Raw genomic sequence first — 26,885 nt, forward strand, 5'->3', positions numbered from 1 at the left:
CCCGTACCTGCCCCAGCGACCTGGCCGGGCCCCGACCTAGCGGCTCTCACGCCGTCGTTCGTCATTTTGGAGCCCGTCCGGCGTTTGAGGACGAGCGCGGTAGCGCGGTCCTTTGAGTGGGGGAGCCAGGGCCGGGCCGCGGCTAGGGCGTGTCAGGCCCCCGGCCAGACGTCGCGGAGAGGCCGCCCAGGAGGAGGAGGGTGAAGCGGTGGGCCCAGGCCGTATCGACCGGCTCGGCGCTGACGAGCGCCCGGTGCACCACGGCCCCGGCGATGACGTCGAAGATGAGATCGGCGGTGCGGGCGGCAGCCATCGCGTCGGGCTCGACGGGCAACTCGCCCCGGGCCTGCGCCCGCTGCCTCCCCTCGAGCACGAGCCGCTTCTGCCGCTCGACGATGGAGCCCCGGACCCGTTCCCGCAACGGGGCGTCCGTCGTGGACTCCGCGACCACCGCCATCAGGGCCGTCTTCGTCTCGGGCCGCCCGAGCAGCGCCGCGAACTGCAGGACCACGCTCTCGATGTCCGTGGCGAGGCTGCCGCTGTCCGGCAGTTCGAGCTCGTCGAAGAGCTCCGCCACCGCGTCCACGACCAGCTCGCTCTTGCCCGCCCAGCGCCGGTAGAGGGTCGTCTTGGCGACCCCGGCCCGCGTCGCCACGTCCCCGAGGGTCAGCTTCGTCCAGCCGAGGTCGATCAGGGCCTCACGGGTCGCTTCGAGGATGGCGGCGTCCGCCTCGGCGCTGCGCGGGCGGCCTCCGGAGCGTGCGGACGGTGTACTGCGGCTCTGCATGCCCGCGACCATACCGGCCAGTACGACCACGGCGGCCAGCCGGGAGTGAGGGAGATCACTCGGGGCCCCGTGCCGGGCCGGACCGGATGCAGTTACGCTACGACCCGTAGCGAAAGCCGCGCACGGAGGCCGTACGGCCACGTCCGGCGGCGAGGCGCTGCGAGCGAACCTCTACCGCCCCAGGGCGGCAACCACGAGCACGGGGTGGGGACCCCGCGCGACACACGGTACGAACGGTCCTCCTCGGGACCCGCGCCCGGGTCCGTCCGGTCGGCCCCGCAATCCGGCGGGGGACCGCGAGCGGATGAGGGAGCGAAGCGACTTCCCTGGAAGCGCGGTGGCGGAAGACGGGCGGGCGCGGTTCCCGCACGGCTTGGGGGAGGATGTACTCATGCAGCCACGGAACATGTCCATGAGCGGAGTCGTCGACCTCGCCGCGGTGAAGGCGGCCCAGGAGGCCAAGGCGAAGGCGGAGCAGGCGCGCGCCGAAGCGGCGCGGCAGGGCGGCGGCGGGGCCGTCACCCCCGCGAGTCTCGTCATCGACGTCGACGAGGCGGGTTTCGAGCGCGAGGTACTGCAGCGGTCCACCGAAGTGCCCGTCGTCATCGACTTCTGGGCCGAGTGGTGCGAGCCGTGCAAGCAGCTCAGCCCGCTCCTGGAGCGGCTGACGCAGGAGTACAACGGCCGCTTCCTGCTCGCGAAGATCGACGTCGACGCGAACCAGATGCTGATGCAGCAGTTCGGCGTGCAGGGCATCCCCGCGGTGTTCGCGGTGGTCGCGGGCCAGGCCCTGCCGCTGTTCCAGGGCGCGGCCCCCGAGGCGCAGATCCGCCAGACCCTGGACCAGCTGGTGCAGGTCGCGGAGGAGCGCTTCGGGCTCACCGGCCTGACCGTCGACGCGGACGCCTCCGAAGACGCGCGGCCCGCGCCCGTGCCCGCGGGGCCGCACGACGCCGCGCTCGCGGCCGCCGTCCAGGCCCTGGACGCGGGCGACCTGGGCGGAGCCGTCCGGGCGTACGAGAACGTGCTGAGCGACGACCCCGCCAACACCGAGGCCAAGCTCGGCCTCGCCCAGGCCCAACTCCTGCTCCGCGTCCAGGACATGGACCCGGCGGCCGTCCGCAAGGACGCCGCCGAGAAGCCGGGCGACGCCCGCGCGCAGATCGCGGCGGCCGACCTCGACCTGGTCGGCGGGCACGTCGAGGACGCCTTCGGGCGGCTCGTCGAGACGGTCCGGCGCACGGCGGGCGAGGAGCGGGACGCCGCCCGGGTGCGGCTGCTCGAACTCTTCGAGGTGGTGGGCGCGGACGACCCGCGCGTGACGGCGGCGCGCACGGCGCTCGCCCGCGTGCTCTTCTGAGCCGCGCTCCGGGCGCGGAGGTGCCCGGAGTCCGGTATTCCGCCGGATTTGCCCCGGCCTGCCCGGCGATCCGTCCGCTGACCGGTCACCTCGGGCCGGGGCTCGTGGTGTCCAAGTGAAAAGTCAGTCCCCGTCGTGCCGCAGTGGCCGCGTTTTGCCAAATCTTGGCAAACGCGGCCACTGTTACTTGGAGTAAGTCCGAGGTGGAATTCTGTCCACTTCTGTTCGTCAATATCCGGATCATTCCGGTCTGTTGAAACCACCGTGTGTCGTTGATCGACGCCAGGCCGTCAGGCTTCGGTTATCCGACCGTTACCGGCGAGTAATGAACCCCCTTGTGCGGGCGCCGAGAATGCACCACGATCGGCCACGCTCGGTCCATTGCCCGCAGCCCGACGGCCAGTCGGGAGACGGGTTTTCTGGGTCCCCACCGAGTAGGCCGGCGGCGCCGTCGCCGGTCTGGGACAGGGGGGTCTCTGCCCTTGGCTGCGGCAGGGCCTGTCCCGGCAGGGTTGTGCGTGATGAGTCAGGCGCGACCAGTGGTTGTCGCTCGGGGGCGATCGCCGGTGCCCCAGGCGCGCTGCGTGCCTGGCGACACGGGCGCTCTCCTGACCGAGGACGTAGCACTTCTCCCATCCCCGCTCCGCTGAACCGACCCCTCGGGACCAGTGGGACGGAGATGTACGTCCGAGAAGGAGGAAAGTCATGGAGTCCGTGGCTCGTGGCGGAACCAGATGGAAGCGGTTCGCCGTGGTCATGGTGCCGAGCGTCGCGGCGACCGCCGCGATAGGCGTGGCCCTCTCACAGGGTGCGCTCGCGGCATCGTTCAGTGTGTCCGGTCAGCAGTTCAAGGTGACCGCCAAGGACCTCAGGGGCAAGGGATTCGTCCAGTACGGGGCGATGGACGTCGGCAACTCGGGCAAGCACCCGGTCGCCGTCGTGGGCATGGAATCGGCGAAGATCACCAATCTCTGCCAGTCCGTCGTCGTCCCGGTCCCGCTCTTCGGCAACGTGTCGATGACGCTCAAGGCCGGTGGCGAGGGCAGTGACCCCGTCCGGGCCAAGAACCTCTTCATCGACGCCGACGACCTGCACGCCAACGCGACGTTCACCAACGTCGACATCGGTGTCTCGGTCGACCGCACGACGAAGGGTCCCGGCCCGAACCCGCAGGACAAGCCGGGCAAGCAGTACGTCCCGGACTCGTTCGCGCAGCAGGCCGAGAAGGTGCGCTTCACCGATGTGAAGCAGCGCGCGTGGGCCACCAGCGCCGGTACCTTCAAGCTCTCCGGCCTGCACATGTCGGTCAAGAAGGGCAAGCACGAGTGCTACTGAGGCGGTTGCCGCCTCGGTCTCCCCAGCCTCACTCTTCCGCTTCGCTTCACCGAGCCGCAGTTGAGGCCACTGCCGAGGCACGTGCCGTCTGAGTCGCACTCGTCGCCCCGAACCGCCGGGCGCGGGGGCGCCGCACCTCTTCGAGCTGCGGTCCCCGTGCCCGCATCCGACACACAGAACCAAACGCCATACCCGAGGAGCTGTACGACATGAGCGCCGAAGCGCAAGTGGGCCTTGGTAGCAAGCTTGGCCGGATGCGCCGGGGTTTCCGAGGGTGGCGCGGTCAGCGCCCGTTCTGGGGTGGCCTGCTGACGCTGCTCGGCGGCATCCCGATCATGTACTTCCCGTACGCGAACCTCACGCTCGGCACACTGACCATCCGGATGGCGACCACCGCCGGGGCCGGATCGCTGATCATCGGCGTGCTGTTGGTCGTGCTCGGCCTGACCATGTGGTTCCAGCCGCAGTCCCGCGTGTTCGCGGGCGTCGCGGCGATCCTGCTCGCCCTGGTCTCCCTGGTGGTGTCCAACTTCGGCGGCTTCGTCATGGGCTTCATGCTCGCCCTCGTCGGCGGCGCGCTCGGCGTGGCCTGGGTGCACGAGAAGCCACAGAAGCCCGTGAGACGGCGCGCGAAGGCGCCGGGCACCGGGAACTTCGCCGGTGGCGTCCCTCAGGCGGCGGCGGGGGCCGCGCACGAGGCGGCGCCCGGGGCGGGCGGCACGACCGATGACTTGTCAGGAACGAGCCCGAGCAACGGGACGAACGGGAGGCACCGTGCCGACTGACGAGGTGCGCCGCGGGACCGATGCGGTCACGTCCCGTGTGAGAACGGGGCCGCGCCACGCGGCCCCCAAGAAGCCGCTGTTGACTCGTGTACCCGTCGGCAAGGCGATCGCCCTCGCGGCCATGCCCACCGCCGTCCTCATGGGGATGGGGCTGACGCCGCAGCTTGCACAGGCGAAGCCCGGCGTGCCCGAGAACCCCTTCCAGGACGGGCCGTGCGTGACGGTCCCCGACGAGCCGTCCAAGGACGCCGAGAAGGCCGAGAAGGACGCCGGGGACAAGGCCGCTGCCGACAAGGCCGCTGCCGACAAGGCCGCTGCCGACAAGGCCGCCGCGGAGAAGGCCGAGCGTGAGGCCGCGCGCAAGAAGCAGGTCGAGGACGCGCGGAAGCGGGCCGAGGACGCGAAGAAGAAGGGCGAGGAGAAGGGTGACGTGGACAAGCCGTCGCCTTCGCCGTCCGCGGAGACTCCCGAGCGGGGGGAGCCGTCACCGTCCGCCGGTACGGACAAGCGCGACGAGGCCGACACCAAGGCCCCCGAGTCGGAGCCGTCCAAGCCCACCAACCCCCTGGACCCGCTGGGCGTCGGCGACGCCCTCAAGGACCTTCTGACCCCGGACGAGCCGGAGAAGGAGTCCCCGCAGAGCGAGGACGACAAGGACGGCGCCGACGACAAGGTCGCCCAGGAGGTCAAGGGCGACGGCAGCCGCGACGGCAGGGCCACCAAGCCCGTCGAGGACACCGTCGACAAGGCCAAGGACGAGGCCGGGAACGAGGCAGACGACAAGGCCGACGGCAAGGCCGACGACAAGGCCAAGGACAAGGCCGACGACGGCGCCGACGGCAAGAAGGACGAAGCCGACCCGGAGGAGTCGAAGGACCCCATGGCTCCCGACGAGAACGGCAAGAAGCCGTTCCCGTGCGTCGTGGAGAAGAAGGTGGACGGCGACGACGAGCAGTCGCCCGCGCCGATTCCGAACCAGCCGTGGCACCTTGAGGCCAGTTCCCTGCTGCTCAAGGGGGCCGACTACAAGGGCGTCGTGAACCTGAAGATGCCCAACGGCGAGACCAAGCAGGCGCTGAAGTACATCATCAGCGGCGGCACGGACATCGGAGACCTGCACCAGATCGTCGACGGCCCGGGCGGCAAGAAGTACCACGTCCAGGCCGCCAAGGGCTCCATGTCCACGATCCGCAACGGCGACACGACGATGTACACCGAACGCATCTCGGGCAATCTGTTCGGCCTGATCCCGGTCACCTTCGACCCGGAGCACCCGCCGCCCCTGAACCTGCCGCTGATCTATTTCACCGACGTGAAGGTCCAGCAGGCGGGCCAGTTCGGCGGCGACCTCACCATCCCCGGCCTGCACCAGTCGATCACCGACTGAACCGCCCGGAACGCGAGGAGGGCGCCCCCGGCCGGGGGCGCCCTCCTCGTACGGTCGAAACGACGTCAGTCGCGGCAGCCGTTGCCCAGGTGGTGCACCCGGACCATGTTCGTGGTGCCGGGGACGCCGGGGGGCGAGCCCGCGGTGATGACCATGGTGTCGCCCTCGTTGTAGCGCTTGAGCTTGAGCAGCTCGGCGTCCACGAGCTCGACCATCGCGTCCGTGTTGTCGACGTGCGGGACGACGAAGGACTCCACGCCCCAGCTCAGCGCGAGCTGGTTGCGGGTCTCCTGGTCCGTGGTGAAGGCCAGGATCGGCTGGGCCGCGCGGTAGCGGGACAGACGGCGGGCGGTGTCACCGGACTTGGTGAAGGCCACCAGCGCCTTGCCGTTGAGGAAGTCCGCGATCTCGCAGGCGGCACGGGCCACCGAACCGCCCTGCGTCCGCGGCTTCTTGCCGGGCACCAGCGGCTGCAGGCCCTTGGAGAGGAGCTCCTCCTCCGCCGCCGCGACGATCTTCGACATGGTCTTGACCGTCTCGATCGGGTACGCGCCCACGCTGGACTCGGCCGACAGCATGACCGCGTCCGCGCCGTCCAGGATCGCGTTGGCGACGTCGGACGCCTCGGCGCGCGTGGGGCGGGAGTTGGTGATCATCGACTCCATCATCTGGGTCGCGACGATCACCGGCTTGGCGTTGCGGCGGCACATCTCCACGAGGCGCTTCTGCACCATCGGGACCTTCTCCAGCGGGTACTCGACGGCCAGGTCGCCGCGCGCGACCATGACGCCGTCGAACGCCGCCACGACGTCCGCCATGTTCTCGACGGCCTGCGGCTTCTCCACCTTGGCGATGACGGGGACCCGGCGGCCCTCCTCGTCCATCACCTTGTGGACGTCCTTCACGTCGTTCGCGTCGCGCACGAAGGACAGGGCGACCATGTCGCAGCCCATCTTCAGGGCGAAGCGCAGGTCGTCGATGTCCTTCTCGGAGAGCGCGGGGACGTTCACGGCCGCGCCGGGCAGGTTGATGCCCTTGTGGTCCGAGATGACACCGCCCTCGACGACGATCGTCTTGACGCGCGGGCCGTCGATCTCGACGACCTTCAGCTCGACGTTGCCGTCGTTGATGAGGATCTGGTCGCCCTTGGCGACGTCGCCGGGCAGGCCCTTGTACGTCGTCCCGCAGATCGACTTGTCGCCGGGCACGTCCTCGGCGGTGATGGTGAACTCGTCACCGCGCACCAGCTCGACGGGGCCCTCGGCGAAGGTCTCCAGGCGGATCTTCGGGCCCTGGAGGTCGGCGAGGACGCCGATGGCGCGACCGGTGCGCTCCGCCGCGGCCCGGACGCGGTCGTACCGCCCCTGGTGCTCGGCGTGCGTGCCGTGGCTGAAGTTGAAGCGGGCCACGTTCATGCCGGCCTCGATCAGCGAGACGAGCTGGTCCTCGGAGTCGACGGCGGGACCCAGGGTGCAGACGATTTTGGAACGGCGCATGAGGGCGATCCTATCGGTTTGTTTCGCTGCGGAATATTCCGTCTGGCGGAAGATACAAATGGGCGCGGGGGTGCTCAGCTGTTCTTTCCTGCCAGTGCATAAGTCTGCGTGGCGATTTCCAGTTCTTCGTCGGTCGGTACGACCGCGACCTTCACCCGGGCGTACTCGGGGGAGATCAGCCGGGGCTCGTCGCCGCGCACCGCGTTGAGGTCGCCGTCCACGGCGAGGCCCAGTTCCTCCAGGCCCGCCACGGCGGCCTCGCGCACCGGCGCCGCGTTCTCGCCGACACCCGCCGTGAAGGCGATGGCGTCCACCGTGCCGAGAACCGCGTAATACGCGCCGATGTACTTCTTCAGACGGTGAATGTAGATGTCGAAGGCGAGCCGCGCCTCTTCGTCGCCCTCGTCGATCCGGCGGCGGATCTCCCGCATGTCGTTGTCGCCGCACAGGCCGATAAGGCCGCTCTTCTTGTTGAGGAGCGTGTCGATTTCGTCGATGGAAAGGCCGCCGACCCGCGCCAGATGGAAGATCACGGCGGGATCCATGTCCCCGGAGCGCGTACCCATCACGAGCCCCTCCAAAGGCGTCAGACCCATGGAGGTGTCCACGCACCGGCCGCCGCGCACGGCGGACGCCGAGGCGCCGTTGCCGAGGTGCAGCACGATGACGTTGACGTCCTCGGGGGCCTTGCCGAGCAGCTTCGCGGTCGCCCGCGACACATACGCGTGCGAGGTGCCGTGGAAGCCGTACCGGCGCACGCGGTGCGCGTCCGCCGTGGCCACGTCCATCGCGTAGCGGGCGGCCGACTCCGGCATCGTCGTGTGGAAGGCGGTGTCGAAGACCGCGACCTGGGGCAGGTCGGGGCGCAGCGCCTGGGCCGTGCGGATGCCGGTGATGTTGGCGGGGTTGTGCAGCGGGGCCACCGGCACCAGGCGCTCGATCTCGGCGAGCACCGCGTCGTCGATGACCGTGGGCTCGGTGAACTTCAGCCCGCCGTGCACGACCCGGTGGCCGATCGCGGCCAGCTCGGGCGAGTCCAGGCCGAGCCCGTCCGCCGCCAGCTCCTCGGCGACGGCCTTCAGCGCGGCCTCGTGGTCGGCGATCGGCCCGGTGTGCTCGCGCTCACCGCCGCCGGTCAGCGGGGTGTGCTTGAGCCGCGAGGTCTCCTCGCCGATGCGCTCGACGAGGCCCATGGCCAGGCGCGTTGAGTCCGCCATGTCGAGCAGCTGGTACTTGACCGACGACGAGCCGGAGTTGAGGACGAGGACGCGGGTGGCGCTCACTGGGGGGCCTTCTCGGTGGGGGACTGGGTGGGGGTCTGGGCCTGGATCGCCGTGATGGCGACGGTGTTCACGATGTCCTGGACGAGCGCGCCGCGGGACAGGTCGTTGACCGGCTTGCGCAGGCCCTGGAGCACCGGGCCGACGGCGATCGCGCCGGCCGAGCGCTGCACGGCCTTGTAGGTGTTGTTGCCGGTGTTCAGGTCGGGGAAGACCAGGACGCTGGCCTGGCCCGCGACGTCGGAGCCGGGCAGCTTGGTGGCGGCCACCGACGGCTCGACGGCGGCGTCGTACTGGATCGGACCCTCGATCTTCAGGTCCGGGCGCTGGCCGCGGACCAGCTCGGTGGCCTCGCGGACCTTGTCGACGTCGGCGCCCGAGCCGGAGGTGCCGGTGGAGTACGACAGCATCGCGATGCGCGGCTCGACGCCGAACTGCGCGGCCGTGCCCGCCGACTGGACGGCGATGTCCGCGAGCTGCGTGGCGTTCGGGTCGGGGTTGACGGCGCAGTCGCCGTACACGAGGACCTTGTCGGCCAGGCACATGAAGAACACCGACGACACGATCGACGCGTCCGGCTTGGTCTTGATGATCTCGAAAGCGGGGCGGATGGTCGCGGCCGTGGAGTGCACGGAGCCGGACACCATGCCGTCGGCGAGGCCGCCCTGCACCATCAGCGTGCCGAAGTAGTTCACGTCGGCCACGACGTCGTACGCCAGCTCCACGGTCACGCCCTTGTGGGCGCGCAGGCGCGCGTACTCCTCGGCGAAGCCCTGGCGCAGCTCGGAGGTCTGCGGGTCGACGAGCTGGGAGTCCGCGAGGTCCACGCCGAGGTCGGCGGCCTTCTTGCGGATGGTCTCCGCGGGGCCGAGCAGCGTCAGGTCGCACACGCCGCGGCGCAGCAGGACGTCGGCGGCGCGCAGCACGCGTTCCTCGGTGCCCTCGGGCAGGACGACGCGGCGGCGGTCGGCGCGGGCCCGCTCCAGGAGCTTGTGCTCGAACATCATCGGCGTGACGCGGTCGCTGCCGGACACCGACAGGCGGGCCAGGAGCTCGGCGGTGTCGATGTGCCGCTCGAAGACGCCGAGGGCGGTCTCCGCCTTGCGCGGCGTGGCCGCGTTGAGCTTGCCCTCCAGGGCGAACAGCTCGCCCGCCGTCGGGAAGGAGCCCCCGGCGACGGCGATCACGGGCGTGCCGGGCGCGAGCCGGTCGGCCAGGCGCAGGATCTCCGGGCCCGGCTGCTCGTTCAGGGTGAGCAGGACGCCCGCTATCGGCGGGGTGCCCGCGCTGTGCGCCGCGAGCGCGCCGACGACCAGGTCGGCGCGGTCGCCGGGGGTGACGACCATGCAGCCCGGGGTCAGGGCGTTCAGGAAGGTCGGCAGCATCGCGCCGCCGAAGACGAAGTCGAGGGCGTCCCGGGCCAGGCCCGAGTCGTCGCCGAGGAGGACCCGGCCGCCGAGCGCGTGGGTGATCTGCGCGACGGTCGGCGCGGCCAGGGCGGGCTCGTCGGGCAGCACGTAGCAGGGCACCGGCAGGCTCGCGGCGAGGCGCTCCTGGATCTCGGCGCGGTCGGCGGGGGCCACGCGGTTGGTGACCATCGCGAGGACGTCGCAGCCCAGGGCCTCGTAGGCGCGGTAGGCGTTGCGGGTCTCGGCGCGCACCGACTCGGCGGTCTGGTTCTTGCCGCCGACGACTGCGAGGACGGAGGCGCCGAACTCGTTCGCGAGCCGGGCGTTGAGCGACAGCTCGTCGGGCAGCTGGGTGGCCGCGAAGTCGGTGCCGAGGACCAGGACCACGTCGTACGCGCGCGCGACCTCGTGGAAGCGGTCGACGAGCTGGGAGACCAGCTCGTCGGTGCCCTTCTCGGCCTGGAGCGCGGACGCCTCGTGGTAGTCCATGCCGTACACGGACGCCGGGTCCTGCGAGAGCCGGTAGCGGGCGCGCAGGAGCTCGAACAGCCGGTCCGGTCCGTCGTGGACGAGCGGGCGGAAGACGCCCACGCGGTCCACCTGGCGGGTCAGGAGCTCCATGACTCCCAGCTCGACGACCTGACGGCCGTCGCCCCGGTCGATCCCGGTCACGTACACGCTGCGCGTCACGCGTGCTCTCCGTTTCTTCTCGGTCTTCCCTGGTGAGGAGGGGGAGGGCAGCTCCGGCAGCGCCGGAAAAACACCCGATATTGTTGGTCGTGCCCTCTTGACAATACCTCTGGGGCTGGCTAAGTCGCAGGCTGGCCGAGCGCCGTGGAACAATCGGACCGGCTCACACGAAGCAACAGCGAGCAGGAGACTCAGCGCGATGCGTATCGGAATTCTCACCGCGGGCGGCGACTGCCCGGGCCTGAACGCAGTGATCCGGTCGGTCGTGCACCGAGCGGTCACCAACTACGGCGACGAGGTCATCGGCTTCGAGGACGGCTACGCGGGTCTGCTCGACGGGCGTTACCGGACACTGGACCTCAACGCGGTGAGCGGCATCCTCTCCCGCGGCGGAACGATCCTCGGCTCCTCCCGTCTGGAGCGCGCCCGCTTCCGCGCCGCCTGCGACAACGCCAAGGACCTGATCGAGAAGAGCGGCTTCGACGCGCTCATCCCGATCGGCGGCGAGGGCACGCTGACCGCGGCGAAGATGCTCCACGAAGCCGGGGTGCCGGTCGTCGGCGTGCCCAAGACCATCGACAACGACATCTCCTCCACGGACCGCACCTTCGGCTTCGACACGGCCGTCGGCGTGGCCACCGAGGCCATGGACCGGCTGAAGACCACCGCCGAGTCCCACCAGCGCGTGATGGTCGTCGAGGTCATGGGGCGGCACGCGGGCTGGATCGCCCTGGAGTCCGGCATGGCGGGCGGCGCCCACGGCATCTGCCTGCCCGAGCGGCCCTTCGACCCGGCCGACCTGGTCAAGATGGTCGAGGAGCGGTTCGCGCGCGGCAAGAAGTTCGCGGTGATCTGCGTCGCCGAGGGCGCGCACCCCGCCGACGGCACCATGGACTACGGCAAGGGCGCCATCGACCAGTTCGGCCACGAGCGCTTCCAGGGCATCGGCACGGCCCTCGCCTACGAGCTGGAGAAGCGGCTCGGCAAGGAGGCCAAGCCGGTCATCCTCGGCCACGTCCAGCGCGGCGGCACGCCCACCGCGTACGACCGCGTCCTCGCCACCCGCTTCGGCTGGCACGCCGTCGAGGCCGTGCACCGCGGCGACTACGGCCGCATGACCGCGCTGCGCGGCACGGACATCGAGATGGTGCCGCTCGCCGAGGCCGTGACGGAGCTCAAGACGGTCCCGAAGGACCGGATGGACGAGGCGGAGTCCGTCTTCTAGGGCTTCCGGGTCTCCGGGTATCTATCTCTCGACTTTCTAGAACGTTCTATCCAGAGCGGAAACAGATAACGGCGCAGGCCTCGGGCCGGGTCCCGGGCCGTCTCAGGACGGGCCCGGGACCAGGGGCCAGAAGTGGTCGAGGACCCGGTCCAGGAAGTCGCGGCCCGCGTGGCCCGAGGCGTCCGCGCCCGTGCCGCCGCCCCAGCTCAGCGTGCGGACCATCCGCGACTGGTACTCCTCGTGCAGCCGCCGCAGCGGGCCCTCCACGGTGCGCTTGTCGAGGGCCAGGAGCTTGCTGACCGGGCGTACGTACCCCTGCCAGCGGGTCGTCACCGCGCTGCGCAGCAGCTCCGCGAGCTGCTCGGAGCGGCCGGTGACCGCGATGAAGTCCGGCAGCGAGAGCCGGAGCGTGTGCGCGAGGGCGGCGGACTGCCGTTCGCTGCCGCGCCACTGGTCGGTCTCCTCCATCCGCAGGTAGGCCTGGAGCTCCACGCCCGCGCCGCGCGCCACGTCCTCCGGGGCGAGGGCGCGCGCCAGGCGGTGCTCCCGCAACGTCCGCGCGGCGCCCATCAGTTCGCCGGGCGAGCACCACAAGGTGGCCGCGAGCGCGGCGAGTTCGGCGGCGTTCGGCGTGGCGAGGCCCCGCTCCCACGCGCTGACGGTGTCCGCGGTGACATGGGCGAGGCCGTAGCTGGCCCGCATGTCGTGGGCGACGTGCCCGGGCGCCATGCCCAGCGCCTCGCGCAGCCGGCGCGCGGCGGGGAAGTCGAAGAGCGGTGGGGGCTGCCTTGCTTGCACGGGGCACACGGTAGGGGCACCGGAGTCGGACGACTACGGTGCGTTCCTACGAGGCTGGGGCTCGGACGAAGCCACATCCGACGGGGGCGCCCGTGGCGGGCTCCCGCGCGCCGGGCGCGGGGCTCAGCCCTTCACCGCGCCGCCCAGGGCGAAACCTCCCCCCAGACGCCGGGCGATCAGGACGTACAGCAGGATCACCGGCGTGGAGTAGATGAGCGAGAACGCCGCGAGCTGGCCGTAGACGATGGCGCCCTTGCTGCCGAAGAAGTCGTTGATGCTGACCGCCGCGGGCATCTGGTCGGGGGAGAGCAACAGCATGAAGGGGACGAAGAAGTTGCCCCACATCAGGACGAAGGAGAAGACGGTCACGACGGCGACGCCCGGCCCCATCAGGGGCAGCACGACGCGGATGAGGGACTGCAGCGGCGAGGCGCCGTCCGTCCAGGCGGCCTCCTCCAGCTCCTTGGGTACGCCGTCCATGAAGTTCTTCATCAGCCAGATGGCGAACGGCAGTTGGGACGCGGCGAAGAAGAAGATCGTGCCCTGGAGGGTGTCGATGAGGTCGACGCGGACGAACAGCGCGTACACCGGAACCATGATGGCGGTGATGGGCAGGCTCGTCGCGAACAGGATGGTCAGCATGAAGGGCCGGTTGAGGCGGGAGGAGTAGCGCGACAGCGGGTAGGCCGCGAGGGCGGCGCTCACCACCGTCAGGAGCGTGCCGCCGCCGCACAGCAGCAGGCTGTTCAGCATCGGCGTGAAGGTGATCTCGTCGGTGAGGACGGCGTCGAAGTGGTCGAGGGTGAAGCCGTCCGGGCTCTTCACGCCCACGTCGGCCTTGGGGTCGACGGCGGAGAGCAGTACCCAGGCGAGCGGCACGGCGAAGGCCGCGGCCACCGTCAGCAGGCCGATGTCGGCGGCGAGGCGGCGGCTGCGGGCGCGGCGTGCGGACATCAGACCTCCGTGCGCAGCAGGCGCAGGTAGACCAGGGAGAACAGGGACCCGACGAGGAGCAGCAGCAGGGCCACCGCCGTGCCGTAGCCGATCATGCTCTTCTGGAAGGCCTGCTCGTACATGAACAGCGGCAGCGTCTGGCTGCGGTTGCCGGGGCCGCCGCGCGTCATCACCCAGATCAGCCCGAAGACGGACAGCGTCTGGAGGGTGTTGAGCATCAGGTTCGTGCCGATGGAGCGACGGATCATCGGCAGCGTGATGTGCCACATCCGGCGCCAGCCGCCCGCGCCGTCGACCTCCGCGGCCTCGGTGACCTCCCGGGGGATCTCGCTCAGCGCCGCCGAGTAGACGAGCATCGAGAAGGCCGTGCCGCGCCACATGTTGGCGAACGACACCGCCAGGATCGGCAGGGTGAACAGCCAGTTCTGGGGCGGCAGATGGAGGACGTCGAGGACCGCGTTGAGGGTGCCGTCGCGGCGGAAGAAGGCGTACAGGAGGAAGCCCGCGACGACCTCGGGCAGCACCCACGCCGTGACGACGACGGCCCCCGTGACGGTGCGCACCGGCTTGGAGGCCCGCCGCATCAGGACGGCGAGCGCCAGGCCGAGCGTGTTCTGCCCGAGGACCGAGGACAGGAACGTGAAGACGAGCGTCAGCCACACCGCGTTGAGGAAGTCCTCGTCGCCGAAGGCCGTGCGGAAGTTCTCGAAGCCGACGAAGCTCTCGTGCGCCTGGCCGGTCAGCTGGAGGTCGGTGAAGGCGATGTACGCGCAGTAGCCGATGGGGCCCGCGAGGAACAGCGCCATCAGGACGACGGCGGGCGAGACCGGCAGGGCGCGGCCCAGGGAGCGGACGAGGCGCCGACGGCGCGGCGGGGCCTCGCGCGGGGCCGTCGCCAGGGCCCTCACCTCTCGATCACCTTGCCGTCCGTGGCCGACCTGACCTCGTCGTCGTAGCCGCTCGCCGCGTCGTCCACGGAGTCGTCACCGGTGGTGACCTTCTCCATGGCCTCCTGCATCGCCGTGGAGACCTTCGGGTACGCGGGGTAGGCGGGCCGGTAGTGGGTGGCGGCGACCAGGTCGGTGAAGAAGCGGATGCCGGGCTGCGCCTTCACGTACTCGGGGTCCTTGGCGACGTCCTCGCGTACGGAGATCCCGGAGTTGGCGATGTACCACCGCTTGGCGTTCTTGGGCGTCTGCATCGTCTTGATGAACTCGAAGGCGAGGTCGGGGTTGTCCGCCTTCGCCGGGACGGCCCAGGTCCAGCCGCCGGACATGCTGACCTTGCCGGGTGCCTGACCGGACTGCGTGGGCATGGCGGCGAGGCCCAACTCCTTGGACCACTCGGGCCATTCGTGCCCGGAGCCCTTCAGCCAGTCCTGCGGCAGCCAGGAGCCGTCGAGGTTGATGGCGAGCTTGCCCTTGGGGAGGAACTCGCCGCGCACGCGCGTGGCCATGTTCGGGTCGAGCGCGTCCTCGACGTCCGGACCGAGCTTCTCCTTGTACACGGTCTCGACGAACCTGAGGGCGTCCTTGAAGCCCTTGCTGCCCACGACCCACTTCTTCGCCTTCGGGTCGTACACCGGGTCCTTGCCCGTCCCGTACAGGAGCATTTCGAGACCCTGCATGGAGGAGGTCTCGCCGCCGGGCTTGCCGGTGTACACGTTCAGCGGCACGACACCGGGCACCTTCTCCTTGACGGTGCGGGCCGCGTCCAGGACCTCGTCCCAGTTCCTCGGCCGCCAGTCCTGCGGCAGGCCCGCCTTCTTGAAGATGTCCCTGCTGAACCACAGCCCGCGCGTGTCCGTCCCGTCCGGCACGCCGTACGTCTTGCCGTCCTCCGCCCGCGCCGCCGCCTTGGCCGTGTCGATGAACTTCGGCCACTCCTTCCACTTCTCCAGATACGGGTCGAGGGGCCTCAAGTACCCGCTGGTGATGTCGGAGTTGATGAGGAAGGTGTCCTCGTAGACGAGGTCGGGCGCGGTCTTCGGGGAGCGCAGCATCTGCTGCACCTTCGTGTAGTACTCGGCGTCCGGCGCCTTGATCGGCACCAGCTTCACCTTCTTGCCCGGGTGCGCCTTCTCGAACTGCTTCTTCATGGCCTCCAGGTAGTTGTCCATCACCCGGATCTGGTTGTCCATGGACTGCTTGTACGCCACCTTCACGGTGTCCGGGTCGTCACCGGAGCCGCCGCCGCACGCGGTGAGGGAACCGGCGGCCAGGACGGTCGCGAGGAGGAGAGGAACGGAAGCGGTGGGGCGCACGGGCACGACCTCCTACGGTCCGGCGCGGCCGCACTGCCTGCCGCGCACGGCCGCCGCCCGGTGAACGTAAGCGCTTGCTGGAAGCAAGGTCAATGCCCGTGCAGCGGCGTGCCGGGCCCGTGTGGGGCGCCTGGGTCGCTCAGGACGGCGGCAGCCAGCGGTAGACCAGTTCCGGGCGGCCCACCTGGCCGTACTGGGGGTTGCGGGCCGCGCGGCCCGTGTCGACCAGGTGCTCCAGGTAGCGGCGGGCCGTGATGCGGGACAGGCCCGTGAGGTCGGCGGCGGTCGCGGCGGTCAGGCCCTCGGGCGGGGCGTCGCGCAGGGTGCGGGTGACGCGCTCCAGGGTGGGGCCGCTGAGGCCCTTGGGCAGGGTGGCGGGCGCCGGGGCGCGCAGCGTCGCGAGGGCGCGGTCGACCTCGTCCTGCCCGGTGGCCTCGCCCGCCGCGCTGCGGAACTCGGCATAGCGCGTGAGCCGGTCGCGCAGGGTGGCGAAGGTGAAGGGCTTCAGGACGTACTGGACGACGCCGAGGGAGACGCCTTCGCGGACGACGGCGAGGTCGCGGGCGGAGGTGACGGCGATGACGTCCGCCTTGTGCCCGGCGGCGCGCAGGCTGCGGGCCAGGGACAGGCCGTGCCCGTCGGGGAGGTTCAGGTCGAGGAGGATCAGGTCGACGGGCCCCCGGTCGAGCGCGCGGCGCGCCTCGGCGGCGGTGTGGGCGGTCGCGGTGGCCTCGAAGCCCGGCACCCGGTTGACGTACAGGACGTGGGCGTCGGCGGCGACGGGGTCGTCCTCGACGACGAGGACGCGGATGGGGGCGGGCGCGGGCTCGGTCATCTCTGGGCCCCTTCTCGACGCGCGGCGGCAGGGGGTGTCGCCGCGGTGGTGAGCGGCAGCACGGCCGTGAACTCCGCGCCGCCCGCGGGGGATTCCGCCACCGCCAGCGTCCCGCCGTTGCGCGTGGCCGCCTGGTGGGCCAGGGAGAGGCCGAGGCCCCGGCCGTCGGGCGACTTGGTGGACCAGCCCCGGGTGAAGACCGCCTCGCGGTGGGCCTCGGGGATGCCGGGGCCGGTGTCCGCGACGCGGAGCAGCAGGGTGTCGGGCCGGGCGCGGACGGTCACCGTGACGCGGGCGGACGGGGAGCCTTGCGCCGCGTCGACGGCGTTGTCGATGAGGTTGCCGAGGATGGTGACGAGGTCGCGCGCGGCGGGCGTGCGCGGCAGCTCGCCGTCGTCGACGCTGGTGTCGTCCGAGATGACCAGCTCGACGCCGCGCTCGTTGGCCTGGGCGGCCTTGCCGAGGAGCAGGGCCGCGAGCACCGGCTCGTTGACGGCCGCGACGACCTGGTCGGTGAGGGCCTGGGCCAGCTCAAGCTCGGCCGTGGCGAACTCCACCGCCTCGTCGGCGCGGCCCAGTTCGATCAGGGACACCACGGTGTGCAGCCGGTTCGCGGCCTCGTGGGCCTGGGAGCGCAGCGCGCGGGTGAAGCCGCGCTCGGAGGTCAGCTCGCCGGTGAGGGCCTGGAGCTCGGTGTGGTCGCGGAGGGTGACCACGGTGCCCTTGCGGTCGCCGCCGGAGACCGGCGAGGTGTTCACGACGAGGACGCGGTCCGCCGTCAGATGCACCTCGTCCACGCGCGGCGCGGCGTCGAGCAGCGCGCCGGTGAGCGGCGCGGGCAGGCCCAGGTCGGTGACGTAGGCGCCGACGACGCCCTCGTCCGCGCCGAGCAGGTCGCGCGCGGCGTCGTTGATGAGCGCCACGCGCCGCCGCCCGTCGAGCATGAGCAGCCCCTCGCGCACGGCGTGCAGGGCGGCCTCGTGGTAGTCGTGCATGCGGCTCAGCTCGGCCGCGTTCATCCCGTGGGTGCTGCGGCGCAGCCGCGCGTTGATGACGTACGTACCGACGGCGCCGAGCACCAGGGCCGCGGCCGCGACGCCGAGGAGCGCCACGAGCTGGCCGCGCGCCTTCGCGGTGATCTCGTCGATGGTGATGCCCGCGCTGACCAGGCCGACGATCCGGCCGCCGTCGTGGATGGGCGTGACCACGCGCACGGAGGCCCCGAGGGTGCCGGTGTACGTCTCGGTGAAGGTCTGCCCGCGCAGCGCCTCCGCCGTGTGGCCGAGGAAGCGCTGCCCGATGCGGGCCGGGTCGGGGTGGGTCCAGCGGATGCCGCGCCGGTCCATGATCGTCACGAAGGCGACACCGGTGTCCCGCTGGACCTTCGACGCGTACGGCTGGAGCGCGCGGGACGGGTCCTGCCCGCGGATCGCCTCGCGCACGGACGGGGCGTCCGCGACCGCGCGCGCCGCCGCCGTGGCCTGGCGCCGGGCCGCCTCCTCCGCCTGGTGCCGGTCACTGAGGTACGTGAACAGGGCGCAGCCCGCGACCACCACCGCCACCAGGACCACCTGCATGGCGAAGAGCTGACCGGCGAGGCTGCGCGGGGCGCGCGGTCGGCGGGGCGGTCGGGAGGCCTGGGGCATGGTGCAAGTCTGCCTCGCCGCACGCGCCTGACCTAAAGGAACGTCGGCGGTGGTCCACGGCGCGAACTCAATGAACGCAAGGGTGACCGCCCTCACACTCCGGGAGATAGTCACCCGGAATCGCCAGGACGTGAGCCGCACGACTCGCGAGGACACAGTGGTCGTAGTCGCCCAAGGAGGCAACCGTGGCAGAGGACAGGACGGCGGCGGGCGCCGCCGGGACCGGAGCGGTACCGCCCGCGGCGGGGACGGGCACCCCGCCCGCGCCCCGCGCGAAGCGGGATCGCACCCACTACCTCTACATCGCCGTCATCGCGGCCGTGCTCATCGGCATCGCGGTCGGTTTCGCCGCGCCGGACTTCGCCAAGGAGCTCAAGCCCCTCGGCACCGGCTTCGTGAACCTGATCAAGATGATGATCTCGCCGATCATCTTCTGCACGATCGTGCTCGGCGTGGGCTCGGTCCGGCAGGCCGCGAAGGTCGGCAAGGTCGGCGGGCTCGCGCTCGCCTACTTCGTCGCCATGTCCGTGGTCGCCCTGGCCATCGGCCTGGTTGTCGGCAACATCCTGCACCCCGGCTCCGGCATGGACCTGACCTCGTCGGACAAGGCCGCGGGCCACGACGCGGCCGACGAGGCGGACAAGGGCCTCGTCGACTTCGCGCTCGGCATCATCCCGAAGACGATGGTCTCCGCCTTCACCCAGGGCGAGGTCCTCCAGACCCTGCTGATCGCGCTCCTCGTCGGCTTCGCCCTCCAGGCCATGGGCCGCACCGGCGAGCCGATCCTCCGCGGCGTGGGGCACATCCAGAAGCTGGTCTTCCGCATCCTCGGCATGATCATGTGGGCCGCGCCCATCGGCGCGTTCGGCGCGATGGCCGCCGTCATCGGCGAGACCGGCACGGACGCGCTCAAGGCCCTGGCCACCATCATGATCGGCTTCTACGTCACCTGCGCGCTCTTCATCGTGCTCGTCCTCGGCACGCTGCTGCGCCTGGCCACCGGGGTCAACCTCTTCAAGCTGCTCAGGTATCTGGGCCGGGAGTTCCTGCTCATCCTCTCCACGTCGTCCTCGGAGTCCGCGCTGCCGCGGCTCATCGCGAAGATGGAGCACCTGGGCGTGAGCCGCCCCGTCGTCGGCATCACCGTGCCGACCGGGTACTCCTTCAACCTCGACGGCACCATGATCTATCTGACCATGGCCTCCCTCTTCATCGCCGACGCCATGGACCAGCCGCTGGGCGTCGGCGAGCAGATCTCCCTCCTCCTCTTCATGATGATCGCCTCCAAGGGCGCCGCGGGCGTCTCCGGCTCCGGCATCGCCGTCCTCGCCAGCGGCCTGCAGTCCCACAAGCCCGGCCTCGTCGACGGCGTCGGCCTCATCATCGGCGTCGACCGCTTCATGAGCGAGGCCCGCGCCCTCACCAACTTCGCGGGCAACGCGGTGGCCACGCTCCTCATCGGTACGTGGACCAAGGAGGTCGACCGGGAGCGGGTCGCCCTCGTCCTCGACGGCAAGCTGCCCTTCGACGAGCGGACACTCGTCGACGACGAGCACGGGGCGCCTCCGGCGGCGGAGGCCGTGCCCGAGCAGGTGCCGCTGGAGAAGGCGCCCGCCTAGGCCCGCACGGGCGGTGCCCCCGGCGACGCGCGGCAGCCCCCGACCGCGGTCCGGGGCTGCCGATACGACTTCAGAGGAGCTGACCACCCTCATGCGTACTGCTCTCCCCGACCGAGTGCTCGGCGTCTGCGGCCACTGGACCACCGCCCCGATACCCGTGGGCGAGGTCCGCTGCCGGGGCGGCAGCTGGTGCACGCAGTACGTGTGCCCGGACTGCGTCCACACCTCCGGCTACCGCCTGGGGCCGCAGTGGGACGACCTGCCGCCCCACCTGCACCGCCCGCGGTCACCCCGCGCTGGGGGCGAGCCCCGCTAGAAACGCCTTCCAGGCGGGGAGCCCGAGCAGCAGGGCGGGCCCTGCGGGGTCCTTGGAGTCACGTATGCCGACCCCCGCGCTGCCGCGGGCTTGGCGGGTGAGGTCGGCGACCTCTAGGCAGCTGCTGGGCGTGCCGTCGCTGTACGACGACTTGAACCAGCCCCCTTCGGGGGCGAGGTCCGGTGCGTTGAAGCAAGCGTTCATGGGGTCACAGCTCTCGCTCTAGTCGGTGCAGAAAGTCGGCGGTGTCCTCGGGGGGCAGTGCCGAGGCGACCATCGCGTCGAACCGCCGTGTGAAGCGGGCGACTTCGCGGGGCTTGTCCGAGGTGGAGACGGCGTTCCAGGCGCTGTCGATCTGCACCCGGGGCGGGATGCGGTCGCCCAGATCGAGGATCGCGAAGTCGTTGGTGGTGCGGTATCCCCACCGGAACGGCAGGACCTGGAGCGTCACGTGTTCCAGAGCCGACACCTCCACCAGCTTCGCGTACTGCTCGCGCATCGCGTCAGCGCCCCCGACCGGATATCGCAGGGCGGCTTCGCCGAGGATGGCGTGCAACTTGACCGGGTTCTCGCGGGTGAGGATCTCCTGGCGTTTCATACGCAGTTCCACGCTACTTCGGATGAGGTCCGACGGCGTCTCCTCGACGGGCTTCTGCACCTCGTGCAGCGCGGTGGCGTACCGCTCGGTTTGGAGGAGCCCGTGCACCAGCGTGGGGTGATACGCCTTCATGCTGCGCGACTCCGGCTCGAGGCCGACGAAGGCAGGCAACTCGGGCGGCATGGGGCCCCGGTACTGCGTAAGCCAATCCTGCGTGGATGACTCCCGGTTGAGGTTGATGAGGGAGTTGATGACCTCCTCGTCGGTGACGCCGTACTTGGTCAGCAGCCTGCGCAAGTCGCCCACGTTCCGGAAGTTGAGGGCGCCCGTCTCGATCCGTTGCAGTGAGGTCTCGGAGATCTTCAAGCCCTGGACGGCTTGCTTCCGGGTGAGTCCGCCGCCACTCTCGCTCTGCCCGCAGCTCTCGCGCAACTGCCTTAGCTGTAGGCCCAATTCCAGGCGCTGACTGGTGCGCCCGCGCTTCGCCGCCATGCTGCTCGCTCTCGTCGCGCTGTGTGTGCCAGTGGTTGCCGTGCGGCGAGTGTGGCACTCGCTGTCGCGCCCGCGCAGGCGCTTGCGCGGATCCAGGCATAGTCCAATGTTCCTCCGCTGGATATTCATTGGGCTTTCGATTGCAGTCGAACGCGGCGGGGCGCAACCGTAATCGGCATGACCAACCCCACGGCACCTCCCTCCTCGCACCCACCATCCGCGCACCCGCTCCACACCTGGTCCACGAGCTACCCCATGACCCCCACAGCCGCAGCCCTCGCCCGAAAGGGCACGCGGGGGTGGCTCGCTGCATGGGGATGGGGCGGGGACGTCGACGACGCCGTGCTCGTCGTGTCCGAGCTGGTCGCCAACGCCGCCCGGCACGGGCACGTCACGGGTCACCACCTGTGGCTGCGGCTCGCCGTGACGGCGAACGGCGGGCTGGTCGTCGACGTGTCCGACCCGGTGGGGGAGTTCCCCGGCTTCGAGTCGGCGGCCCCGCAGGGGGAGGGCGGTCGGGGGCTGCTCGTCGTACGCCAACTGGCCGAGGAACTGGGCTGGTTCCCCCGCCAAAACCACGGCAAGACGGTCCGCGCGCTGCTGCTCCGCAGGGGCTAGGAGAGGTCCGAGGCCAGCTCGTTCACCAGGGCCGTGGCCTCCTCGTGGGGTAGGCCCGCTGCTGTCAGGAACGTGATGGGGGCCGCGCGGCCCGCCTCGGTTGAGTCGATCGCGCCGTCGTTCACCGCCTCCATCAGGCCGAAGACGATGCTCTCCAGGACGTAGACCAGGGCGCGCGGCGGCACCGTGGTGGTGAACCGGCCCTCGTCCAGGGCGCGTTGGAACATCGCGACGCCCGCCGCGTGCATGGGGGCCAGCCGTTCGCGGATGCCGTCCATGGTCACCGCGCGCTGGGCCAGCGAGAGCAGCAGGCGGTAGCGGTCGGTGACGCGCCAGACGCCGAGCATCGCGGCGGCGACGGCGCGGGCCGGGTCGTCGGCGTCCGCGTAGGCGGCCGAGTGCGCGGCCATCACCGCTTCGACGGCCTCGTCGAGGAGGGCGGTGACCAGCGCCTCGCGGCTCGGGAAGTGGCCGTAGACCGTGCGGCGCACCACCCCGGCGCCCCGGGCGATCTGGTCCATGGACGCGTCCGGGTCCCGGGTCAGCTCGGTGTGGGCGACGTCGAGGATGCGGCGGCGGTTGGCGTCGGCGCGGGCCGTGGCGGCGGTCACGGTGCCCGTGGCGGCGGGCCCGGCGGCCCCGGTGCGCGGCGGCGTCGGCTTCGTACGGCTCATGGCGCCATTGTGCCGCCGTTTCATCGAACTGCACACCGCTGTGCAAGAAGGCTGCTCATGGGCTACATTGCACAGCGACGTGCAATTACACAGTGGTGTGCAAGTTCCTGTGCCCGACGTACCCCGAGGGGTGACCCCGATGCCCTTGTTGATCAATGAGCCGGTGGAGCGGATGGACCGGCCCTACGCCCGCCGCTGGTGGGCGCTGCTCGTGCTGTGTCTGAGCCTGCTGATCGCCGTCATGGCGAACACCGCCCTGACGGTGGCGGCGCCCGACATGACCCGCGACCTCGACCTCAGCAGCTCCGACCTGCAATGGGTCATCGACGCGTACACCGTTCCGTACGCCGCCCTGATGCTGCTCTTCGGCGCCATCGGCGACAAGTACAGCCGGCGCGGCGCGCTCGTGCTCGGGCTGTTCGTGCTCAGCGCGGGCGCGGCGGCGGGCGCGCTCGCCGACAGCTCGACGGCCGTCATCGTCGCGCGCGGCGCGATGGGCGTGGGCGCGGCGATGATCATGCCCGCGACGCTCTCGCTGCTCGCCTCGACGTTCCCGCGCGAGGAGCGGGCCAAGGCGATCACGCTGTGGGCGGCCACCTCCGGCATCGCCATCGCGGCGGGCCCGCTGATCGCGGGCGTGCTCCTGCGGCACTACGGCTGGGCGTCGACCTTCCTCATCGACGTCCCCGTGGCGGCCGTCGCGATCGCCGGAGCCTTCGTCCTCGTACCGCCGTCGAAGTCCTCGGCGGTGGGACGCATTGACTACGTGGGCGGGCTGCTGTCCGTCGTCTGGATCGGCGCGCTCATCTACATGATCATCGAGGGGCCCGGCTTCGGCTGGGGCGCCGGTGCCGTCACCGCGGCCGTGGTCGCCGCCGTCGGGCTCGTCGTCTTCGTCGCCTGGGAGCTGCGCCACCCGCGCCCCGTCCTGGACGTCCGCAAGTTCGCCCGGCGCGGCTTCTCCGGCTCCAACCTCGCCGTGGGCCTGTTCTTCGTGGCCGCCTTCGGCGCCTTCTACTTCCTCACCCAGCACCTCCAGTTCGTCCTGGAGTACGACCCGCTGGAGACGGGCGTGCGCATGCTGCCGCTCGCGGGCGCGGTCTTCGTCGGCTCCGCGCTCACCGGCTTCCTCACGCCGAGGCTCGGCGCGAAGGTGATGGTCACCACGGGCATGGTCGGCGGCACCACGGCCATGGCCCTGCTCACGGCCACCGACGCGGCCTCCACGTACGGGGACTTCGTGCTGCCCCTCGTGGTGCTCGGCCTGTCGATGGGGCTCGCGGTCTCGCCCTGCACGGACGCCATCATGGGCGCCTTCCCCGAGGCGGAGCTCGGCGTCGGCGGCGCCGTCAACGACACCTCGCTCGAACTGGGCGGCTCCCTCGGCATCGCCGTCCTCGGCTCGGTCCTCGGCACCTCGTACGCCGACGGCCTCGCCGACGAGACGGCGGGCAGCAAGCTCCCGGCGTCCGCCCTGGCGCAGGCCCAGGACTCCGTCGGCGCGGGCGGCGGCGTCGCCCAGGCGATCGGGCAGCAGGCGCGGCGCCTCGCCGAGCAGGCCGCGGGCACCAGCTCCCCGCGGAAGGCCGCCGAACTGAAGGCCCAGGCCGCCGAACTCGCCCAAGGGGCCGAGCAGATGAAGCACGCCGTGGGCACCTCGTTCTCCGACGCGGTGGCCCACACCAGCCTCGTCGGCGCGGTCGTCCTCGGCGTCGGCACGCTGATCGTGGCGGTGCTCCTGCCGGGGAAGCGGCGCACGCCCGCGGAGCCCGTGCCCGCGCCCGACCCCGCGAAGGAACCCGTGTCACAGGCCTGACACCGGGGCCGCGCGACCTCGTCGAACCGGTGGCCCGGCGATCAGCGCCTTGCCATGATGCTGACCCATGGAAACGGGAAGGCCCGGTCCCGCGGGCATCCGCCTGCTGCTCGGCGGCGGCGTCGTGGTCCTGCTCGCGGGCTGCGTCTGGGCGGGCTTGTCCGTGGCCCGCGGCGGGCTCCAACCCCAGGACGTCTCCGGGGTGTTGGGGCTTCCCGTCGGCATCCTGGGCATCCTCGTCGGCGCGGCCGTCAGCCTCAGCGCGCTCCGCCTCCAGCAGGCGACGGACGCCCGGGCCGCCGCGCTCGACTCCCTCGCCGCGGCGGTGCGCGAGATCGAGGTCGCCGAGCGCGCGCACATGCTCGGCGGCGGCGCCCACCTGATCGACCTGCGCGTCGAGGTGACACCCCGGCAGGGCGGCGCCGAACCGCCGGGGCCGCAGCGGCTCTCCGACGTGGCGGCCTGGTACTGCGCCGCGCCGGGCCGCCTGGTCGTCACCGGGGCGCCCGGCGCGGGGAAGACGGTCTTCGCCGTGCACCTCGTGGTCCGGCTGCTCGCCGCGCGCGGGCCCGCCGACGCGGTGCCCGTGCGCCTTGCCATCGGGGACCTGCCCGCACCGCGCACCCACCGGCGCTGGTGGGGCCGCTGGCGGACCGTGGGCGGCTTCGAACGCTGGCTGACGGACAGCCTGGTGAAGGTGTACGGCCTGCGCGAGCGCACCGCCGCCGACCTCGTCGCGCGCCGCCTCGTCATCCCCGTACTCGACGGGCTCGACGAGATGGACGCGGACGTCACCGGGCCGGAGCCGGGCCGCGCGCAGCGGGCCCTGGAGGAGCTGAACGCCTACGAGTCCGTGGACGGCAGCGCGCCCGTCGTACTGACCTGCCGCGCCCAGCGGTACACGGAGCTGTCCGAGCGCTACGCCTGGCTGCGGCAGTCGGCGCTGCTGCGCATCGCGGGCGTCGACGTCGACGAGGCCCGCTCCTACGTCGAGAAGCGGTCCGACGGCCGGGGCTCGCCGCTGGACGCGCTGCTCGACGGCGCGGGCGAGGCCGTGGCCCAGGCGCTCAGCTCGCCCTTCTACCTGGGGCTCGCGTACGCCGTGTACGGGGAGGCCGCCCAGGGCCAGGCGCAGCCCCTTGCGCACCTCGCGACGGCGGACGAGGTCCGCGAGCACCTCCTGGCCCACTACATCCCGGCGGCCACGCGGGCCGCGAACACGGCGGCGCGCCAGGCCCGGCAGCGGGTCGTCGCGACGGAGTCGCCCTGGGGCCGTCAGGCGGAGTACGAGCCCGCCCGCGTGCACCAGTGGCTGCACCACATGGCCGGGGAGGAAGGGAAGCTCTCGTCGATCGGCGAGGCGCTCGGGGTGGCGCGGGCGCGGGTGCTCGGAGGCGTGGTCATGACGCTGGCGCTCGGGTCGGCGCTCGTGTGGGGGCGGTTGACGGAAGGGCTCTTCCCCGCCCGCTGGTGGGACCACCCACACGGCGTCGTGGTGTCCACGGTGGTCGCCGGGGTGGTGGGAGCGCTCGCCGGAGCCCTGTTCGTGGCGGCGGTGACCGACGCGCTGATCTTCACTCCGCCGGAGCGGGTGCGCGGCGCGCACCTGGGCCTGGGCAGACGCCTTTGGCAGTTCACCGCGCTGTGGGGAGAGATAGCGTCCTGGACCCTCCTGCTGCCGGTCCTGCTCGTCGTCGGCGCCGCGAGCCCGGTCGCGGGCTGGCTGGCGTGGGCCCCCGAGCCCACGTCGTACGTGGCGGGTGCCGTCGTCTGCTTCGGCTCCTGCGTGGCCCTCGCGGGGAGCGAGAACACGGTCGCCCACACGGACGTCCGGAGCCTCGCCGGATGCGTGCTGCTGCCCCTGGTCGGCTGGTCGATGGGGTTCGTGTCGGAGGAGGTCCAGGACCCGCCGGTGCTCATCGCCTCCCTCATCGGCATCTGGATCGTCGGGGCCTTCCTGTGGGACTCGACCGGCACCACGGGCTTCGCCCTCACGGCGGGGTTCGGCATGTACCTGGTGGCGACGGTGCCCGAGAGCATCGGGCCCGGCGGCGGGCCGTGGGGCGGCGCCGCGGTGGGGTTTATCGCCTACTGCGTCCTCGGCTGTCTGTTCCTCGGGTCGGGCTCCGCGGGGCGGATCTGGCGCGGGGTGCGGCGCGTCGGGCGCGTGCTGCGGCTGCCCGGGTGGCTCGCCATGGTGGTCGTCCCGTACGCCGTGGGCGTGGCGGGGGAGGGTCTCCTCGGGTTCGCCGGTGTCGTCGGCGTGGCCGTGATCTGGGTGGCGGCGAGCGCGGGCACGCTGCTCGACGTCCTTCTGGTGTGGCTCGCCGCCGCGCTCCTGGGGCGCATCCCGCCGCGCACCGACGCCTTCACCACCTGGGCCTACCACGCCGGTCTCCTGCGCATCGTCGGCGGCGACTACCAGTTCCGCCACAGCGAGCTGCACGCGTGGCTGGTACGCAACCCCCGCGCCCCCCGCCCCTGAAATCGCGTTGACGGCGG

23 protein-coding genes are annotated in these 26,885 nt (G+C 71.5%); 10 read left to right on the forward strand and 13 right to left on the reverse strand.

Going from position 1 to position 26,885, the window contains the following annotated elements:
* Positions 1–142 precede the first annotated feature (142 nt).
* On the reverse strand, positions 143–787 hold the full coding sequence (locus ACIG3E_RS18520) for a TetR/AcrR family transcriptional regulator (protein WP_399617139.1): 645 nt from the start codon (positions 785–787) through the stop codon (positions 143–145).
* A gap of 391 nt (positions 788–1,178) precedes the next feature.
* Here ACIG3E_RS18520 and ACIG3E_RS18525 point away from each other — a divergent pair, with 391 nt between their 5' ends.
* The 4 genes from ACIG3E_RS18525 to ACIG3E_RS18540 all read left to right on the forward strand — a co-directional run bounded on the left by ACIG3E_RS18525 (position 1,179) and on the right by ACIG3E_RS18540 (position 5,654).
* Complete coding sequence (locus tag ACIG3E_RS18525) at positions 1,179–2,147, forward strand: tetratricopeptide repeat protein (protein ID WP_399617142.1); 969 nt, start codon at positions 1,179–1,181, stop codon at positions 2,145–2,147.
* Positions 2,148–2,852: 705 nt separating this feature from the next.
* A complete protein-coding gene (locus ACIG3E_RS18530) occupies positions 2,853–3,482 on the forward strand; it encodes a DUF6230 family protein (RefSeq protein ID WP_399617144.1) in 630 nt (209 codons plus the stop codon).
* Positions 3,483–3,691: 209 nt separating this feature from the next.
* Positions 3,692–4,267 (forward strand): DUF6114 domain-containing protein, encoded by a 576-nt coding sequence (locus tag ACIG3E_RS18535; RefSeq protein WP_399617147.1) that lies wholly within the window; start codon positions 3,692–3,694, stop codon positions 4,265–4,267.
* The gene (locus tag ACIG3E_RS18540) at positions 4,257–5,654 is read left to right on the forward strand and encodes a hypothetical protein (RefSeq protein WP_399617149.1); all 1,398 of its coding nucleotides are present in this window, start codon (positions 4,257–4,259) and stop codon (positions 5,652–5,654) included. Before ACIG3E_RS18535 ends, ACIG3E_RS18540 begins: the two co-directional genes overlap by 11 nt.
* 65 nt (positions 5,655–5,719) lie before the next feature.
* On the opposite strand, the gene pyk is transcribed toward ACIG3E_RS18540, so the two are convergent.
* From pyk to pta, 3 genes are all read right to left on the reverse strand, one after another.
* A complete protein-coding gene (gene pyk / locus ACIG3E_RS18545; RefSeq protein ID WP_399617152.1) occupies positions 5,720–7,150 on the reverse strand; it encodes a pyruvate kinase in 1,431 nt (476 codons plus the stop codon).
* A 74-nt stretch (positions 7,151–7,224) separates the two neighbouring features.
* Positions 7,225–8,433 carry an acetate kinase gene (locus ACIG3E_RS18550; RefSeq protein WP_399617155.1) on the reverse strand — a complete coding sequence of 403 codons (1,209 nt, stop codon included), beginning with the start codon at positions 8,431–8,433 and terminating at the stop codon, positions 7,225–7,227.
* Positions 8,430–10,529: a phosphate acetyltransferase gene (gene pta, locus ACIG3E_RS18555; RefSeq protein WP_399617157.1), complete on the reverse strand. Its 2,100-nt coding sequence runs from the start codon at positions 10,527–10,529 to the stop codon at positions 8,430–8,432. The genes ACIG3E_RS18550 and pta overlap by 4 nt, the downstream gene beginning before the upstream one ends.
* 199 nt (positions 10,530–10,728) lie before the next feature.
* On the opposite strand from pta, the gene ACIG3E_RS18560 reads away from it, so the two are divergent.
* Positions 10,729–11,754, forward strand: coding sequence for an ATP-dependent 6-phosphofructokinase (locus tag ACIG3E_RS18560; RefSeq protein WP_138961886.1), 1,026 nt, complete (start codon positions 10,729–10,731; stop codon positions 11,752–11,754).
* A 102-nt stretch (positions 11,755–11,856) separates the two neighbouring features.
* Here ACIG3E_RS18560 and ACIG3E_RS18565 read toward each other — a convergent pair whose 3' ends face one another.
* The 6 genes from ACIG3E_RS18565 to ACIG3E_RS18590 form a co-directional block, all read right to left on the reverse strand.
* Positions 11,857–12,483 carry an XRE family transcriptional regulator gene (locus ACIG3E_RS18565; protein WP_399617826.1) on the reverse strand — a complete coding sequence of 209 codons (627 nt, stop codon included), beginning with the start codon at positions 12,481–12,483 and terminating at the stop codon, positions 11,857–11,859.
* Between the two features lie 192 nt (positions 12,484–12,675).
* A complete protein-coding gene (locus ACIG3E_RS18570) occupies positions 12,676–13,506 on the reverse strand; it encodes a carbohydrate ABC transporter permease (RefSeq protein ID WP_399617160.1) in 831 nt (276 codons plus the stop codon).
* On the reverse strand, positions 13,506–14,312 hold the full coding sequence (locus tag ACIG3E_RS18575; RefSeq protein ID WP_399617829.1) for a carbohydrate ABC transporter permease: 807 nt from the start codon (positions 14,310–14,312) through the stop codon (positions 13,506–13,508). Before ACIG3E_RS18575 ends, ACIG3E_RS18570 begins: the two co-directional genes overlap by 1 nt.
* 98 nt (positions 14,313–14,410) lie before the next feature.
* Positions 14,411–15,769 carry an extracellular solute-binding protein gene (locus ACIG3E_RS18580; protein WP_399617163.1) on the reverse strand — a complete coding sequence of 453 codons (1,359 nt, stop codon included), beginning with the start codon at positions 15,767–15,769 and terminating at the stop codon, positions 14,411–14,413.
* Between the two features lie 139 nt (positions 15,770–15,908).
* Positions 15,909–16,604 (reverse strand): response regulator, encoded by a 696-nt coding sequence (locus tag ACIG3E_RS18585; protein WP_399617165.1) that lies wholly within the window; start codon positions 16,602–16,604, stop codon positions 15,909–15,911.
* Complete coding sequence (locus ACIG3E_RS18590) at positions 16,601–18,250, reverse strand: ATP-binding protein (protein ID WP_399617167.1); 1,650 nt, start codon at positions 18,248–18,250, stop codon at positions 16,601–16,603. Before ACIG3E_RS18590 ends, ACIG3E_RS18585 begins: the two co-directional genes overlap by 4 nt.
* A gap of 185 nt (positions 18,251–18,435) precedes the next feature.
* On the opposite strand from ACIG3E_RS18590, the gene ACIG3E_RS18595 reads away from it, so the two are divergent.
* The gene (locus ACIG3E_RS18595; protein ID WP_399617170.1) at positions 18,436–19,869 is read left to right on the forward strand and encodes a cation:dicarboxylate symporter family transporter; all 1,434 of its coding nucleotides are present in this window, start codon (positions 18,436–18,438) and stop codon (positions 19,867–19,869) included.
* Between the two features lie 91 nt (positions 19,870–19,960).
* On the forward strand, positions 19,961–20,185 hold the full coding sequence (locus ACIG3E_RS18600) for a hypothetical protein (protein WP_399617174.1): 225 nt from the start codon (positions 19,961–19,963) through the stop codon (positions 20,183–20,185).
* Here the strand turns inward: ACIG3E_RS18600 and ACIG3E_RS18605 are convergent.
* Positions 20,156–20,389 carry a DUF397 domain-containing protein gene (locus ACIG3E_RS18605; protein ID WP_399617176.1) on the reverse strand — a complete coding sequence of 78 codons (234 nt, stop codon included), beginning with the start codon at positions 20,387–20,389 and terminating at the stop codon, positions 20,156–20,158. The two genes, ACIG3E_RS18600 and ACIG3E_RS18605, sit on opposite strands and share 30 nt — an antisense overlap.
* Positions 20,390–20,393: 4 nt before the next feature.
* Complete coding sequence (locus tag ACIG3E_RS18610; protein ID WP_399617178.1) at positions 20,394–21,275, reverse strand: helix-turn-helix domain-containing protein; 882 nt, start codon at positions 21,273–21,275, stop codon at positions 20,394–20,396.
* A gap of 255 nt (positions 21,276–21,530) precedes the next feature.
* Between ACIG3E_RS18610 and ACIG3E_RS18615 the strand changes: the two genes are divergently transcribed.
* On the forward strand, positions 21,531–21,893 hold the full coding sequence (locus ACIG3E_RS18615; RefSeq protein ID WP_399617181.1) for an ATP-binding protein: 363 nt from the start codon (positions 21,531–21,533) through the stop codon (positions 21,891–21,893).
* Here ACIG3E_RS18615 and ACIG3E_RS18620 read toward each other — a convergent pair.
* Entirely contained in the window at positions 21,890–22,567 is a 678-nt protein-coding gene (locus ACIG3E_RS18620) for a TetR/AcrR family transcriptional regulator (protein WP_399617184.1), read from the reverse strand. The two genes, ACIG3E_RS18615 and ACIG3E_RS18620, sit on opposite strands and share 4 nt — an antisense overlap.
* Before the next feature lie 139 nt (positions 22,568–22,706).
* Between ACIG3E_RS18620 and ACIG3E_RS18625 the strand changes: the two genes are divergently transcribed.
* The gene (locus ACIG3E_RS18625; RefSeq protein WP_399617186.1) at positions 22,707–24,383 is read left to right on the forward strand and encodes an MFS transporter; all 1,677 of its coding nucleotides are present in this window, start codon (positions 22,707–22,709) and stop codon (positions 24,381–24,383) included.
* A 67-nt stretch (positions 24,384–24,450) separates the two neighbouring features.
* Entirely contained in the window at positions 24,451–26,868 is a 2,418-nt protein-coding gene (locus tag ACIG3E_RS18630; protein WP_399617189.1) for a hypothetical protein, read from the forward strand.
* Positions 26,869–26,885: the final 17 nt, after the last annotated feature.

This window comes from Streptomyces sp. NPDC053474 (assembly GCF_044544845.1).
Taxonomy (GTDB): Bacteria; Actinomycetota; Actinomycetes; order Streptomycetales; family Streptomycetaceae; genus Streptomyces.

Bases quoted from the DNA above. Each gene is read 5' to 3' on its own strand.
- ACIG3E_RS18520 (WP_399617139.1), bottom strand. From the start codon at position 787: ATGCAGAGCCGCAGTACACCGTCCGCACGCTCCGGAGGCCGCCCGCGC.
- ACIG3E_RS18525 (WP_399617142.1), top strand. From the start codon at position 1,179: ATGCAGCCACGGAACATGTCCATGAGCGGAGTCGTCGACCTCGCCGCG.
- ACIG3E_RS18530 (WP_399617144.1), top strand. From the start codon at position 2,853: ATGGAGTCCGTGGCTCGTGGCGGAACCAGATGGAAGCGGTTCGCCGTG.
- ACIG3E_RS18535 (WP_399617147.1), top strand. From the start codon at position 3,692: ATGAGCGCCGAAGCGCAAGTGGGCCTTGGTAGCAAGCTTGGCCGGATG.
- pyk (WP_399617152.1), bottom strand. From the start codon at position 7,150: ATGCGCCGTTCCAAAATCGTCTGCACCCTGGGTCCCGCCGTCGACTCC.
- ACIG3E_RS18560 (WP_138961886.1), top strand. From the start codon at position 10,729: ATGCGTATCGGAATTCTCACCGCGGGCGGCGACTGCCCGGGCCTGAAC.
- ACIG3E_RS18565 (WP_399617826.1), bottom strand. From the start codon at position 12,483: ATGGCGCCCGGGCACGTCGCCCACGACATGCGGGCCAGCTACGGCCTC.
- ACIG3E_RS18570 (WP_399617160.1), bottom strand. From the start codon at position 13,506: ATGTCCGCACGCCGCGCCCGCAGCCGCCGCCTCGCCGCCGACATCGGC.
- ACIG3E_RS18575 (WP_399617829.1), bottom strand. From the start codon at position 14,312: ATGGCGCTGTTCCTCGCGGGCCCCATCGGCTACTGCGCGTACATCGCC.
- ACIG3E_RS18585 (WP_399617165.1), bottom strand. From the start codon at position 16,604: ATGACCGAGCCCGCGCCCGCCCCCATCCGCGTCCTCGTCGTCGAGGAC.
- ACIG3E_RS18590 (WP_399617167.1), bottom strand. From the start codon at position 18,250: ATGCCCCAGGCCTCCCGACCGCCCCGCCGACCGCGCGCCCCGCGCAGC.
- ACIG3E_RS18600 (WP_399617174.1), top strand. From the start codon at position 19,961: ATGCGTACTGCTCTCCCCGACCGAGTGCTCGGCGTCTGCGGCCACTGG.
- ACIG3E_RS18605 (WP_399617176.1), bottom strand. From the start codon at position 20,389: ATGAACGCTTGCTTCAACGCACCGGACCTCGCCCCCGAAGGGGGCTGG.
- ACIG3E_RS18610 (WP_399617178.1), bottom strand. From the start codon at position 21,275: ATGGCGGCGAAGCGCGGGCGCACCAGTCAGCGCCTGGAATTGGGCCTA.
- ACIG3E_RS18615 (WP_399617181.1), top strand. From the start codon at position 21,531: ATGACCCCCACAGCCGCAGCCCTCGCCCGAAAGGGCACGCGGGGGTGG.
- ACIG3E_RS18620 (WP_399617184.1), bottom strand. From the start codon at position 22,567: ATGAGCCGTACGAAGCCGACGCCGCCGCGCACCGGGGCCGCCGGGCCC.
- ACIG3E_RS18625 (WP_399617186.1), top strand. From the start codon at position 22,707: ATGCCCTTGTTGATCAATGAGCCGGTGGAGCGGATGGACCGGCCCTAC.
- ACIG3E_RS18630 (WP_399617189.1), top strand. From the start codon at position 24,451: ATGGAAACGGGAAGGCCCGGTCCCGCGGGCATCCGCCTGCTGCTCGGC.